Below are 13,971 nucleotides of genomic sequence, written 5' to 3'. Positions count from 1 at the left end.
AAGCGGCCATCATTTGCCTATCCCTTCATGACAGAGCAGCCCGCAGGCGCCCGAGCAACGCCTGGCGATCCGCACGAGCCGCAAGCGCCTGATCCATCGTCACCTCGACGAATTGCGTTGGCGTATGGGGCTGCAATTGCGCAATAAGATCCATGTCGGCTGAAATCACCGTTCCGACCATGAAGTAACCGCCACCGGAGACGGCGTCGCGATGCAGGATGATCGGCTCCGTACCGCCCGGCACCTGGATCGAACCATAGGGATAGCAGCTGTCGACGATATTCGAGGGGTCCGAGCCGGCACCAAAAGGCTGCTTGCGCTCGACGAACTCAAGCTTGCGGCCGCCACGGAAGCGGTAGCCCATGCGATCGGCTTCCGGCGCCACCTTCCATTGATCCACGAAGAAATTGCGCTTGGCTTCCTCTGTCAGCCGATCCCAGTAGAGGCCAGGCAGCACCCGCAACTCGGCCGGCATGCCGGGCTTTCTGCGCAGCTCTTCCGCAACCGATCGTCCCTCGCTCGCCATTGAGCCCTTGCCGACGGGCAATTCGTCACCGGCAGCAATCGCTCTGCCATTATAGCCGCCAAGGGCACCGATCACATAGGTCGATCGGCTGCCGAGCGCTTCCGGCACGTCGATGCCGCCCGACACGGCGATATAGATGCGCGCGCCGGACTTCAGGAAGTCGAAGCTGACCGTCTGGCCAGCCCTGACCTTCAGCACCGTCCATCCCGGTTGAAGCTCGCCGTCGATCCTGACCGGCATCTCGGCGCCGGTGACCGCAATCAGCGCATCGTCGAGAAATTCAAGCTTGGGCCCCATGAAGACGGCCTCCAGGCCCGCAGCACCCTCGTCATTGCCGACGAGAAGGTTTGCTGCGCGCATGGCATAGCGATCCATGGCGCCACCGACCGGAATGCCCAGATGGAAATAGCCGGGGCGGCCGAGATCCTGAATCGTTGTCGAAAGGCCGTGATGAAGAACCTTAATGGCCATGCAGCGCGCCCTCCAGCTTGGCATTGTAACCGTCTATGTCAGCCTGATATTGCCGGAGATCGAAGCTGACCTCCCGGATCGGCGGAGCGAAGCGACCCTTGTCGACATCTTCGACCGACTGATCGTAGCCATCGCGATCGATCGGCCGGAATTTCACGATATCGCCGGGGCGGAAGAACACCATGAAGTCACGCAGATAGCTCGTCGACTGCGTGGGATCGAAGATCGGCATCGGCGTAATCCCGAACATCTGGTAGCCGCCTGCGCCGCGCACCGAATAGATGCAACCGAAGCAGCCGCCATGGCCGACGGTCAGGCGCGGCGTATCGGTCCGCGGGCGCAGATATTTCGGCACCTCGATCTGCCGCTGCCGCTCCACCATCTGATACATGAACGGCAGGCCGGCGACGAAGCCGACCATCGAGACGAACCATGGCGAGCCGGCATGGGCCGATATGAAATCTTCGACTGCACCATAGCCGTTGATCTTGGCGGCATAGTCAAGATCGGTTCCCGTGGGCTCCTGATGGCGCTCGCGAAAGCGCATCAATGTCTCGTGCGTCCACGGATCATTATAGAAAACCGGGATTTCGACGATGCGGGTGATGATGACGGGCTCTGCCTTTTCGGCCGCACCCTCGATTGCCTTCACCTCGCGCAGAAGGTCGTCGGGCTTGATCAGATCGGGATTGAACTTGATCTGGAAAGACGCATTGGCGGGGCAGATTTCCGTAATGCCCTTGATGGCGCTTTCTCGCACCCCTCTGGCCATCGACAGGCTTTTGAAGAAGGCTTCGAGCGACATCTCGTCGCTGCATTCGATGAAGAGATGTTCATCGCCTCCGAATGTATAGCGAGCAGGCATCAGGCGACCTCCGTGGCTATGCCGTCGACCGCGTTAAAATCGGTCTCCAGCCAGGATTCGAGAAAACGCGTATGGAAAGCTCCCTTGCGCACTGCCGGGTCTCCCGCGAGCGCAAGATGCAGCGGGATGGTCGTCGGCAAGCCTTCGATGGTCAGGCCGGAGAGAGCGACGGCAAGCTTGTCGAGGCAGGCATTGCGATCCTCCGCCCAGACGATCAGCTTGCCGAGCAGGGAATCATAAAAGGGCGGAACGGTGTAGCCGGCATAGAGCATCGTATCGAAGCGGATGCCTTCACCCTCGGGGATCGAAAGCCGCGTCACGGTGCCCGGCGCCGGCTGAAAGCCTTTCGCCGGGTCCTCGGCGTTGATCCGGCATTCGATGGCGTGGCCCCGCGCCTGAATATCGGCTTGCGACAGTGATAGCGGAGCGCCGCCCGCCACCTTGAACATTTCTTGCACGAGATCGATGCCGGTGATCATTTCGGTAACCGGATGTTCGACCTGGATGCGTGTATTGACCTCGATGAAATAGAACTGGCGGCTATCTTCATCGTAGAGATATTCGACGGTTCCCGCGCCGCGATAACCGACTTCTGCCGCAAGCGCCACCGCGCTGGCGCAAAGCTGCTGTCGCACCTCGTCGGGCAGCAGGAAGGCCTGTGCTTCCTCCCACACCTTCTGGCGCCGCCGTTGCAGCGAGCATTCGCGCTCGAAGCAATGCACGAAGTTGCGGCCATCGCCGAAAATCTGCACCTCGATGTGCCGGGCGCGCGTGATGACTTTTTCCATATAAAGGCCGCCATCGCCGAAGGCTGCGGCAGCCTCGGCCGAGGCAAGTGGAAACTGCTCCTTGAGTTCTGCCAGAGAGTGTACGATACGGATGCCACGTCCACCACCGCCGGCTGCGGCCTTGATCATCACGGGAAAGCCGGTGCGCCCGACGACCGCTTCGGCAGCCGCGATATCGGCCACGCGTCCGTCGCTGCCCGGCACCGTCGGCACGCCGGCTCGCTGCGCGATCTCGCGCGCTGCGACCTTGTCACCAAGCATGCGGATAGCCGCGCCGCTCGGGCCGATGAAGATCATGCCGGCAGCCTCGACGGCATCCGCAAAATCTCCGTTCTCGGATAGAAAGCCATAGCCGGGATGGACAGCGTCGACGCCGGCCGAACGGGCTGCGGCGATAATCGCCTCGATATTCAGATAGGACTTCTTCGGCGCTGGCGAACCGATATTGATCGCCTCGTCAGCCAGCTTGACCGCGAGCATTTCGGCGTCGGCCGCGCTATGGACCTGCACGGTGCGAATGCCGAGCGCCTTTGCCGCCTTTATGATCCTGACGGCAATCTCGCCGCGATTGGCAACCAGAACGGAGCGGATTGTCATGGATCGACCTCCGCGATGACCTGTCCGGCCATGACAGGCTCCTCATTCTCGACGAGGAAGGTGATGTTCCTGCCATCAAGACCTGCGGGGATTTGCTGGAAGGTCTTCATGACCTCGATAACCCCGATCGTATCGCTTGCGGCGACGGCGTCGCCCTCGGCCTTGAAGGGTGGCACGTCCGGCGACGCGGCCCTGTAGAAGGTTCCCGGAAGGGGTGATCTGATCTCAAGCCTGCTCATGGGACCTCCGCGCGGCGTCATTGTTCAAAATCTGCGAAACAGGTGCAATTCTTATACCCTCGGCAACAAGGGCTTCGCGCATATGGCGCACGATATCGAGCGCACCCAAAGTATCGGAGTGAAAACAGATGGAATCGAAGGCAATGGGAATATCCGTGCCGTTGACGGTGCGGACCACACCTTCCGTGCATGCCCTGACCACCTTGCGCGCGATCGCCTTCGGATCCGGGCGGCCTACATCCCTGGTAAAGACGATCCAGCCCGTGTCGCCATAATCGCGGTCGGCATAGAATTCGCGAACGACGGGCTGATCTGCCTCTTGCGCAGCAAGGCAGGTCGCCGAACCATCCATGCAGAAGACGAACATGTTCGGCGCGACTGTGCGCATATACTGGATGAAGATCTGCGATAGGTCGACATTCGCCGCCAATTCCATGTAGAGCGCGCCATGCGGCTTCACATGCTGCACCGGCACGCCATGACGTCTCGCGAACTCCCGCAATGCGCCTACCTGATAGACCAGGTCGTTGATGATCTCGCGGCTGGTGCCGTTGATCTTGCGCCGCCCGAAGCCCTGGAGATCATTGTAGCCGGGGTGCGCCCCGACGCCGACCCCATGCGCCGCCGCCAGGCGTACGGTCTCGTCCATCAAATTGGGGTCGCCCGCATGAAAACCCGTGGCGATATTGGCCGAGCTGATGAGTGAGATGAGTTCCTCATCCAGCGCATCGCCGATCCGCCACCGGCCGAACGCCTCTCCCATATCGCAATTGATATCGACCGCTTCCTTCAAATGCATCCCCTCGTATGCTCGCCCTGATCGGACCGTTATCAAAACGCTAGAGGGAAAGATGCATCTTGAAAAATACAATTTTCAAAGCATCATTATCTGATTAATTGATATCTTAGCTTAAAATTACACCATAAATTCCCCAGTAATATCAATCTAGTAAGCACATTGCGCGAGAAGGAAGCGAAATTTACATCGCCTTTGAGCTTTTGAATCTGATTAGCTACAGTTGTTTTCAGATAAATTGATGGGGAACAAGCATCATGAGTCTCAGCCTGCGGCAGCTTCGCTATTTCGTCGCGACGGCGGAATATGGCCAGATTTCCCATGCGGCCATCAGCCTGTCGATATCACAATCGGCAGTGACCGCCGCGATCAAGGATCTGGAGCTTTCGGTCGGCGTCTCCTTGTTCAACCGCACGCCACAGGGCATGGAACTGACCTCGGCCGGTCGGCAATTCCTGTCGCATGCCTATGAGATTCTGGCCAAGGTCGACGAAGCGACGCACCTCAATCTGGTCAGCAGCGATATCGAGGGCGAGCTCGTCGTCGCCGCGACCTATACGGTGATCGGATACTTCCTGCCGCTGCATATCGAGCGGATGAGACGGCTCTACCCGAAGCTCAGGATCCAGATCTACGAGGTCAATCGCGAGTCGATCGAAGAGGGGCTGCTCACCAACCGCTACGATATTTCGGTGCTGCTGACGTCGAACATTCTCAACCCGATGCTGACGACCGAGACATTGCTGAGTTCTGTCCGTCGGCTCTGGGTTCCAGCCGGGCACGGCTTGCTGCGCCGTGATGGTGTCGGCCTGCGCGAGATCGCCGAAGAGCCATACATCATGCTCACCGTCGATGAGGCCGCTCATTCCTCGCTGAAATACTGGAGCCGGACCACCTATCAGCCGAAAGTGCTTCTGCGGACGAGCTCGATCGAGGCGGTGCGATCGATGGTCGCCAATAGCCTCGGTGTCGCGATCCTCTCGGACATGGTGCATCGTCCCTGGTCGCTCGAAGGGCGGCGCATAGAAACGGTCAATATTCAGGATCCCGTGCCGCCAATGGATGTCGGCCTCGGATGCGCGCCAATATCGAGTTTACGCCGCCAATGCTGGCATTCAGGCGCTACTTCCAGCAAGCTTTCGGCCTGCCGGGTACGAATGCCTGATGATTTCATCAAATTCCCCTGACAGGGAGGGTTCTGATACAGACCGGCGACGTCGTCACAAACAGCGATCGCTGATATGCTGGCCGAGTTGCATTAACGTCATTCCGGCAGTACAAGATCTTGGTACGCCATAATATGGCATTCAAGAACTGAGGTGCGGACATGAATGACGATGCACATGGCGCTGCAATCCGCGTGGAGCGCCCAGCCAAGACATTACGTGAACTCGCGCTCGACAAGGTGCGAGAGGCCATCGTCAATGGCTATTTCCGCCCGGGAGATCGTCTGGTCGAGCGCGACCTCTGCGCGCAGCTCGGCGTGAGCCGCACGATCGTGCGCGAGGTGCTGCGGCATCTCGAATCCGAGGGCCTTGTCGCCAATCTCCCGAACAAGGGGCCGATCGTCGCCCATCTCAATCACGACGAGGCAAAGCAGATCTACGAGATCCGCGGCGCGCTCGAAGGCATGGCAGCGCGTCTCTGTGCGGAGCAGAACAATCCTGCGATTGCCGACGCGCTGGACAAATCGCTTGAGGATATAAAAAGCAGCTACCGCGACAAGGATATGGCCGGCGTGCTCGCCCACACCTCATCCTTTTACCAGACGCTGTTCAGCATGGTCGATCGCCATATCGCGTGGGGAGTGGTCAATCTCTTGACCGTGCGCATCAATCATCTGCGGTCGATGACGATCAAGACGCAAAACCGCGACGTCCAAGGGCCGGCGCAGATGGCCCGCATCGTCGATGCCATCCGGCGTGGAGATGGCGAGGGCGCCTACCAGGCCGCCATGGACCATGTCGCCGGCGCGAGCGCGATTGCCCAGGCGGTGCTTTCAGGGCACGAGCGGATCGATTGATCCCTGCCTCCGTTTGCGAGAAACCTTTCACCGGAACGGTGAGGCGCATTGTTATCTGCCATCTCCAGGCCGCCTCTGATCAGTAAGCTAGCTTTAGGCTTGCGGGCTATAAACCCCTGTCGATCCGACTGCTCGGCGCTATAGATCATACAAAAATAAAGCGTCAAATAGCTGGGATATAGCCGCAACCCGTGGGCTCCCAAGACCGTCTCATGACGCTGGCCTGATCGAAGGCATGACGGCCCCTCGCATCGTATTCCGATCTAACTAATTGCTATAATTAGATTTTCTCCACCGTTTCGCGACTTTTCATCAGCCGGCACAAAGCTGCTTGACAGCTACGTATTATGGCATACCATCATACGGACTTCAGAAAAGCGAGCGGCATCATGACCTTCCAAATCCGTAAAACCGTCCTGCAGATCGAAACCACATTGATTGAGGGGGGGAGGGCCGCGCCGACGCCGTTGAAACTGTTCTCAGCCTGCGCGATCGTAAAGAACCCCTGGGCCGGCAGCGGCTTCGTCGAGGATCTGAAGCCGGAAATTCATGCCGCAGCGCCGGTTCTCGGTGAACTGCTCACCAAGATGATCATTGACGCCGTCGGATCGGGCGAGGCCGTGGAAGCCTATGGCAAATCGGCTGTGGTCGGCCTCGATGGCGAGATCGAGCATGCTTCGGCGCTGATCCATACGCTGCGCTTCGGCAACCATTATCGCCACGCCGTCGGCGCAAAATCCTATCTCGCCTTCTGCAACACGCGCGGCCCGGCCAATGCGCCGATCATGATCCCGCTGATGGACAAGAACGACGAAGGCCGGCGCTCACATTATCTGACGATCCAGACGTCGATCGCCGATGCACCCGCCGCCGACGAGATTGTCGTCGCGCTCGGCGCTTCCGTCGGCGGGCGTCCACATCATCGCATTGGCGACCGTTATCAGGATCTTAGGGATCTGGGGCAGGATGTGTCCAATCCGGCAGGCGTTTGAGAAAGCGGCCGCCGGGATGTCGACCATGGACACCATAGCGCAAGGAAAGGCAGATGCTCCTAAGGTGGAAGCGCTGCCCCGCAAGATCACGGCAGCAGGTACGGCCTACCATGAGGCGGGCACAGGCGAACCGCTTGTTCTCATCCATGGGGTCGGCATGCGCCTTGAAGCCTGGGCGCCTCAGATAGCTACGTTTTCCCGGAGGTACCGCGTCATTGCCGTCGACATGCCGGGCCACGGCGAAAGCAGAGCCTTGCCTGCCGGCAGCCGGCTGGAGGCGTTTGTCGGCTGGTTCGGCGGTTTCCTTGATGACATGGAGCTCGATGCGATTAATGTCGCTGGCCATTCGATGGGTGCGCTTATCGCCGGCGGCAGTGCGGCGACCTTCAGCGAGAGGATCAAGCGCATCGCCTATCTCAACGGCGTCTATCGCCGCGATGCGGAGGCGAAAGCGGCGGTCCTGGCACGCGCGGCGGCAATCCCATTGACCGGCGTTGACAAGCAAGGGCCGCTCCAACGCTGGTTTGGCGACGACGCACAAAGCTCCGTTGCCCGCGAACTGACGCGTAGCTGGCTCAACCTTGTCGATCCACAGGGATATGCGACAGCCTATACGGCTTTTGCCGGCGGCGACGAGACCTATGCCGATCGTTGGCCGAGCGTTAAGGCGCCGGCATTGTTTCTGACCGGCTCGGACGACCCCAATTCGACGCCGCAAATGGCGGAGAAAATGGCAGCGGCGACGCCCAAAGGCTGGGTGCGGATCGTGGAGGGACATCGTCACATGGTCAATCTGACGGCACCCGAGACCGTCAATGAATTGCTTGCCGAATGGCTTTCATGTGAGGAGGGTGCGAGATGACGATGCAACAGATCGACGCGAGGGCTTTGCGCGATGCCTTTGGCGCATTTCCGACCGGCGTCACGGTCGTAACCGCGCGCGATGCCGCCGGTCTGCCGATCGGCTTCACGGCGAATTCCTTTACCTCGGTCTCGCTCGATCCGCCGCTTCTTCTGGTCTGCCTGGCAAAGACCTCACGCAATTTCACGACCATGACAGGCGCTGGACATTTCGCGATCAACGTCCTGTCGGAAACCCAGAAGGATATTTCAAACACCTTTGCACGTCCGGTCGAGGACAGGTTTGCGACCGTCGAATGGAGCGGCGGTGCTGACGGCTGTCCGATCCTTGCCGATGTCGCCGCCTGGTTCGAGTGCGCCATGGAAGAGGTCATCGATGCTGGCGACCATGTCATCCTCATGGGACGTATCGCCTCCTTCCAGAACAGCAGTCACAATGGGCTCGGTTACACGCGCGGCGGTTATTTTACGCCGATGCTCGCGAGCAAGGCGGTGTCGGCCGCCACAGATGGCAATATCGAGCTTGCCGCCGTCGTCGAGCACGAAGGAGACATTCTGCTCCTCGGCGATGATATCCTCTCCTTGCCGAGCTGCGAGGGCAGAGACGGAAGCCCCACCGACATTCTGAGCGGCTACCTGCAGGAGCTGACCGGACTTTCGGTGACGATCGGCTTTCTCTACTCGGTCTATGAAGGCAAAAGTGACGGCAGGCATCACATCGTCTATCGCGCTTTCGCCTCGCAAGGCGAGCCACGCCAGGGCAAATTCCTCAAGCCGGAAGCCTTAAGCAAGGCGCGCTTCAAGACGAGTTCGACAGCGGATATCGTCACTCGCTTCGCACTCGAAAGCCGGATCGGCAATTTCGGCGTTTATTTTGGAGACGAGACCTCCGGCACCGTCCGCCCGGTCTCGACGAAGGTGGCACGGGCATGAAATTCTCTCTCTTCGTTCACATGGAACGGCTCGACGCGAACCAGAGCCATAAGAGCCTCTACGACGAATTCGTCGCTCTTTGCGAGATTGCCGACAGGGGCGGCATGCACGCCATCTGGACGGGCGAGCATCACGGCATGGATTTCACCATTGCGCCCAATCCGTTCGTTACGATCGCCGATCTGGCGCGCCGCACCTCGCGGGCCAGATTGGGAACGGGAACGGTGATCGCGCCCTTCTGGCATCCGATCAAGCTTGCCGGCGAAGCGGCCATGGCCGATATCATCTGCGACGGCAGGCTCGATATCGGTATCGCCCGCGGCGCCTATTCCTTCGAATATGAGCGCCTTTTGCCGGGTCTTGATGCCTGGGGCGCCGGCCAGCGCATGCGCGAGCTGATCCCCGCGATCAAGGGCATCTGGAAAGGCGACTATGCCCATGACGGCGAGTTCTTCAAATTCCCCGCGACGACCTCGGCGCCGAAGCCGCTGCAGGAGCCGAACCCTCCGATCTGGGTCGCCGCACGCGATCCGAACTCGCATGAATTTGCTGTCGCCAATGGCTGCAATGTCCAGGTGACGCCGCTCTGGCAGGGCGATGACGAGGTCGAGGCGCTGATGGGCCGCTTCAACGATGCCTGCGCCAAGAACCCTGACATCCAGCGCCCAAAGATCATGCTGTTGCGCCATACCTATGTCGGCTCGTCGGAAGTCGATATCGCTGAGGCCGCTCACGAACTCAGCGTCTACTACAATTACTTCTTCGCCTGGTTCAAGAACGAGAAGCCTGTTCGGCAAGGCTTGATCGAGCGCATTTCCGACGAGGATATCAGGGCGAATGCCATGCTCTCGGATGCGGTCATGCGCAGCAACAATGTCGTCGGCGACGCCGCGACCGTGATCGCGCGGCTAAAGGCCTATCAGGCGATGGGCTACGACGAATATTCTTTCTGGATCGACACCGGCATGCCGTTCGAGCGCAAGAAAGCCTCGCTCGAACGGTTCATTGCCGAGGTCATGCCGGCATTTGCGGAGTAAACCCATGCAGCGCTTCCAGTCCTACATCAATGGCGAATTTCTGGACGGGGAAGCCCGTTTCCAAAGTATCGATCCCGCAACGGGCGATGTCTGGGCCGATATGCCGGAAGCGCGCGAGGCCGATGTCGATAATGCCGTCAATGCCGCCGAGCGCGCCCTTTACGAGGGCCCTTGGGCCAGGTTGACGGCGACGCAGCGTGGTAAGCTGCTCTATAAACTCGCCGATCTCGTCGCTGCGAACGCCCAAAAACTCGCCGAACTGGAAACGCGCGATACCGGCAAGATCATTCGCGAGACCTCGGCGCAGATCGCCTATGTCGCCGATTATTATCGCTATTATGCAGGGATCGCCGACAAGATCGAGGGATCCTACCTTCCGATCGACAAGCCCGATATGGATGTCTGGCTTCGCCGCGAGCCGATCGGCGTCGCTGCCATGGTGGTGCCGTGGAACAGCCAGCTCTTCCTCTCCGCCGTCAAGATTGGCCCGGCATTGGCCGCCGGCTGCACCATGGTCATCAAGGCCTCGGAAGACGGCCCGGCGCCGCTGCTGGAATTTGCCCGTCTGGTGCATGAAGCCGGCTTTCCGGCCGGCGTCGTCAACATCCTCACCGGCTTCGGCCCTTCCTGTGGCGCGGCTCTGGCGCGGCATCCGAAGGTCGCCCACATCGCCTTTACCGGCGGCCCGGAAACCGCACGCCACATCGTGCGCAACTCGGCTGAGAACCTCGCCTCGACATCACTGGAACTCGGCGGCAAGTCGCCCTTCATCGTCTTTGCCGACGCCGATCTTGAAAGCGCTGCCAATGCCCAAGTCGCCGGCATTTTTGCCGCGACCGGTCAAAGCTGCGTTGCCGGCTCGCGGTTGATCGTCGAGCGCAGCGTCAAGGACACGTTCCTGTCCATTCTCAAGCACAAGGCCGAGGCAATCCGCATCGGCGCGCCGCTCGACATGGCGACCGAAGTCGGCCCGCTCGCGACAAAGCGGCAGCAGGATCATGTGGCAGCCCTTGTCGAAAAATCAGTCGGGAGCGGCGCACGTCTTGTTGTTGGAGGCCACAGGCCGGATGGCAATGGCTATTATTTCCCGCCGACGATCCTAGACTGCGACGGCGTCGCTTCACCGTCGCTGACCGAGGAATTCTTCGGACCGGTTCTGTCTGTCGTCTCGTTCGAGACGGAGGCCGAAGCGCTGAAACTTGCCAATGATACCCGCTATGGGCTCGCCTCCGGCGTCTTCACCCAGAATCTCACGCGCGCTCATCGCCTGATGAAGGGGATCCGCGCCGGCGTCGTCTGGGTCAACACCTATCGCGCGGTATCACCGATAGCCCCCTTCGGCGGCTTCGGTCTTTCCGGGCACGGCAGGGAAGGCGGCATTGCCGCGGCACTCGACTACACCCGCACAAAGACGATCTGGCTGCGCACGTCAGATGATCCGATCCCCGATCCCTTCGTCATGAGGTGAGGCCGATGTTCTATGAAATCCGCACATACCGGCTGAAGAACGGCGCGATCCCGCAATATCTCAGGGTTGTCGAGGAAGAGGGGCTCGCCATCCAGAAAGCCCATCTCGGCAATCTGGTCGGCTACTACTATTCGGAGATCGGGACGATCAACGAGATCGTCCACATCTGGGCCTATGCGAGCCTCGACGATCGTGAAGCGCGGCGTGGGCGACTGGCGGCCGATCCTGAGTGGCAAGCCTTCCTGCCCAGGATTCGCGATCTGATCGAGGTGGCGGAGAACAAGATTATGAAGCCGGCCAGCTTTTCTCCCGCGGGATGAGCGGCGGCGGCATAAGGCATGACTGGAAGACCAAAAAACAAGGACAAAGGGAACATGAAAGCAAGAATTGCACTCGCGGCCTTTGCCGCAATGATGGCCGCCTGCTTGCCTGCGAAGGCCGATACCATGGTCTTCACGAGCTGGGGAGGAACGACGCAGGATGCCCAGAAGGTTGCCTGGGCCAACCAGTTTACCGAAAAGACCGGCATCGGCGTCATGCAGGACGGGCCGACGGACTACGGCAAGCTGAAAGCCATGGTGGAGGCTGCCCGCGTGAGCTGGGATGTGGTCGACGTCGAAGGCGATTATGCTGCTCAGGCCGGCAAGAACGGGCTTCTGGAAAAGCTGGATTTCTCCGTCATCGACAAATCCAAGCTCGACCCGCGATTCGTCAGCGATTATTCGGTCGGCAGCTTCTACTATTCCTTCGTGATCGGCTGCAACGCCGATGCGGTCAGTGCCTGCCCGAAGACATGGGCTGACCTCTTTGACACGAAAAAGTTTCCGGGCAAGCGCACCTTCTACAAGTGGTCGGCACCCGGCGTAATCGAAGCCGCCTTGCTGGCGGACGGTGTCCCCGCCGACAAGCTCTACCCACTCGACCTCGATCGTGCCTTCAAGAAACTCGACACGATCAAATCGGATATCGTCTGGTGGTCGAGCGGTGCGCAATCGCAGCAACTTCTGGCATCGGCGGAAGCGCCGTTCGGCAGCCTCTGGAACGGTCGCATGACCGCGCTTGCCAATAGCGGCGTCAAGACCGAGACGTCGTGGAGCCAGAATATCACGGCCGCCGACTCCCTCGTCATTCCCAAGGGTGCTCCGAACCTGGAGACGGCGATGAAGTTCATCGCGCTTGCAACATCGGCGCAGGCGCAGGCCGATATGGCGAAAGCGACGGGATACGCCCCAATCAATCTCGGTTCGGCCAAGCTGATGGACCCGGAAACGGCAAAAACCTTGCCGGACCAACAGACGGCCGGCCAGGTCAACGCCGATATGAATTACTGGGCTGAAAACCGCGATGCCATCGGCAAGAAGTGGTACGCCTGGCAGGCCCAATAAGCTTCAGGACGCTGACAATAGCACCGCGGGCCGATGTTCGCGGTGCGGCAATGCGAGGTGCGGGTGTGCTTGGCGGCCAAGGTTGCCGGGCTAGGCTCACGGTGGGAAAGAATTGCCATGTCGACATATATTGACGTTGCGGATGAAGCCGCACCGATCCGCAAGGCGGTAAGGCCCACCGGGTTTGGGCAGGTGATGCCGGCGCTCATCTTCGTCGCGATCTTCTTCGTCTTTCCGGTCATAGCACTCCTGCTGCGCAGCGTGATGGAGCCGACGTTCGGACTTGGCAATTATGTCGAGCTGCTGGGCTCCGAGACCTATGTGAAAATCTTCGCCAATACCTTCATCGTCTCCGGGCTGGTCACGATCATATCGCTGCTGATTGGCTTTCCCGTCGCATGGACGCTGGCGATCATGCCTTCGAGACTGGCTTCGGTCATATTCGCGATCCTGCTTCTGTCGATGTGGACCAATCTGCTTGCAAGGACCTATGCCTGGATGGTCTTGCTGCAGCGGACCGGCCTGATCAACAAGATGCTTCTTGGCATGGGTCTGATCGAAAAGCCGCTCGCGCTCGTCAACAATCTCACCGGCGTCACCATCGGCATGACCTATATCATGCTGCCCTTCATCATCCTGCCGCTCTACGGCGTCATCAGGAAGATCGATCCGGCGGTGCTGCAGGCAGCCGCTCTTTGCGGCGCCAACCGCTGGCAGTGTCTCACCCGCGTCCTGCTTCCGCTCGCCGCTCCCGGCATGATGGCGGGCGCCTTGATGGTTTTCGTCATGTCGCTCGGCTACTACGTCACTCCTTCGCTGCTTGGCGGCACGGCGAACATGATGCTGGCCGAGCTGATCGCGCAGTTCGTGCAATCCCTCGTCAATTGGGGGATGGGCGGCGCAGCGGCCTTTGTCCTGCTCGTCGTTACGCTATCGCTCTACGCCGTCCAATTGCGGCTGTTCGGCACGCAGAATGCGGGAGGGCGCTGA

General features: G+C 60.0%; 14 protein-coding genes and 1 pseudogene. 10 read left to right on the top strand and 5 right to left on the bottom strand.

The window, feature by feature from the left end; genetic code table 11:
* Window positions 1-25 precede the first annotated feature (25 nt).
* Genes BSK43_RS13030 through BSK43_RS13010 form a run of 5 tightly spaced genes read right to left on the bottom strand, consistent with a single transcriptional unit; the run spans window position 26 to window position 4,279 of the window.
* A complete protein-coding gene (locus BSK43_RS13030; protein ID WP_077470600.1) occupies window positions 26-997 on the bottom strand; it encodes a biotin-dependent carboxyltransferase family protein in 972 nt (323 codons plus the stop codon).
* Window positions 987-1,862 carry a carboxyltransferase domain-containing protein gene (locus BSK43_RS13025; protein WP_077470599.1) on the bottom strand — a complete coding sequence of 292 codons (876 nt, stop codon included), beginning with the start codon at window positions 1,860-1,862 and terminating at the stop codon, window positions 987-989. The genes BSK43_RS13030 and BSK43_RS13025 overlap by 11 nt, the downstream gene beginning before the upstream one ends.
* Window positions 1,862-3,247, bottom strand: coding sequence for an acetyl-CoA carboxylase biotin carboxylase subunit (locus BSK43_RS13020; RefSeq protein WP_077470598.1), 1,386 nt, complete (start codon window positions 3,245-3,247; stop codon window positions 1,862-1,864). The genes BSK43_RS13025 and BSK43_RS13020 overlap by 1 nt, the downstream gene beginning before the upstream one ends.
* The gene (locus BSK43_RS13015) at window positions 3,244-3,486 is read right to left on the bottom strand and encodes an acetyl-CoA carboxylase (protein ID WP_068389409.1); all 243 of its coding nucleotides are present in this window, start codon (window positions 3,484-3,486) and stop codon (window positions 3,244-3,246) included. The genes BSK43_RS13020 and BSK43_RS13015 overlap by 4 nt, the downstream gene beginning before the upstream one ends.
* Window positions 3,473-4,279 (bottom strand): 5-oxoprolinase subunit PxpA, encoded by an 807-nt coding sequence (locus tag BSK43_RS13010; RefSeq protein ID WP_077470688.1) that lies wholly within the window; start codon window positions 4,277-4,279, stop codon window positions 3,473-3,475. Before BSK43_RS13010 ends, BSK43_RS13015 begins: the two co-directional genes overlap by 14 nt.
* Window positions 4,280-4,539: 260 nt before the next feature.
* Here BSK43_RS13010 and BSK43_RS13005 point away from each other — a divergent pair.
* The 10 genes and pseudogenes from BSK43_RS13005 (at window position 4,540) to BSK43_RS12960 (ending at window position 13,971) form a co-directional block, all read left to right on the top strand.
* Window positions 4,540-5,447: pseudogene (locus tag BSK43_RS13005) on the top strand (LysR family transcriptional regulator).
* Window positions 5,448-5,609: 162 nt separating this feature from the next.
* Window positions 5,610-6,305, top strand: a complete 696-nt coding sequence (locus BSK43_RS13000; protein ID WP_077470597.1) for a GntR family transcriptional regulator — start codon at window positions 5,610-5,612, stop codon at window positions 6,303-6,305.
* Window positions 6,306-6,694: 389 nt separating this feature from the next.
* The gene (locus BSK43_RS12995; protein ID WP_077470687.1) at window positions 6,695-7,297 is read left to right on the top strand and encodes an amino acid synthesis family protein; all 603 of its coding nucleotides are present in this window, start codon (window positions 6,695-6,697) and stop codon (window positions 7,295-7,297) included.
* 16 nt (window positions 7,298-7,313) lie between these two features.
* Complete coding sequence (locus BSK43_RS12990) at window positions 7,314-8,159, top strand: alpha/beta fold hydrolase (RefSeq protein ID WP_077470596.1); 846 nt, start codon at window positions 7,314-7,316, stop codon at window positions 8,157-8,159.
* Window positions 8,156-9,091, top strand: coding sequence for a flavin reductase family protein (locus BSK43_RS12985; RefSeq protein WP_077470595.1), 936 nt, complete (start codon window positions 8,156-8,158; stop codon window positions 9,089-9,091). The genes BSK43_RS12990 and BSK43_RS12985 overlap by 4 nt, the downstream gene beginning before the upstream one ends.
* Window positions 9,088-10,128 (top strand): LLM class flavin-dependent oxidoreductase, encoded by a 1,041-nt coding sequence (locus BSK43_RS12980; protein WP_077470594.1) that lies wholly within the window; start codon window positions 9,088-9,090, stop codon window positions 10,126-10,128. Before BSK43_RS12985 ends, BSK43_RS12980 begins: the two co-directional genes overlap by 4 nt.
* Window positions 10,129-10,132: 4 nt before the next feature.
* Window positions 10,133-11,596, top strand: coding sequence for an aldehyde dehydrogenase (locus BSK43_RS12975; RefSeq protein WP_077470593.1), 1,464 nt, complete (start codon window positions 10,133-10,135; stop codon window positions 11,594-11,596).
* Window positions 11,597-11,601: 5 nt separating this feature from the next.
* Window positions 11,602-11,916 (top strand): NIPSNAP family protein, encoded by a 315-nt coding sequence (locus BSK43_RS12970; RefSeq protein WP_077470592.1) that lies wholly within the window; start codon window positions 11,602-11,604, stop codon window positions 11,914-11,916.
* A 54-nt stretch (window positions 11,917-11,970) separates the two neighbouring features.
* The gene (locus tag BSK43_RS12965; RefSeq protein WP_068389383.1) at window positions 11,971-12,981 is read left to right on the top strand and encodes an ABC transporter substrate-binding protein; all 1,011 of its coding nucleotides are present in this window, start codon (window positions 11,971-11,973) and stop codon (window positions 12,979-12,981) included.
* Between the two features lie 117 nt (window positions 12,982-13,098).
* Window positions 13,099-13,971, top strand: a complete 873-nt coding sequence (locus tag BSK43_RS12960) for an ABC transporter permease (RefSeq protein ID WP_077470591.1) — start codon at window positions 13,099-13,101, stop codon at window positions 13,969-13,971.

Source organism: Rhizobium sp. P44RR-XXIV (assembly GCF_001999485.2).
Taxonomy (GTDB): Bacteria; Pseudomonadota; Alphaproteobacteria; order Rhizobiales; family Rhizobiaceae; genus Rhizobium.
This window is presented reverse-complemented; position numbering and strand designations above follow the sequence as displayed.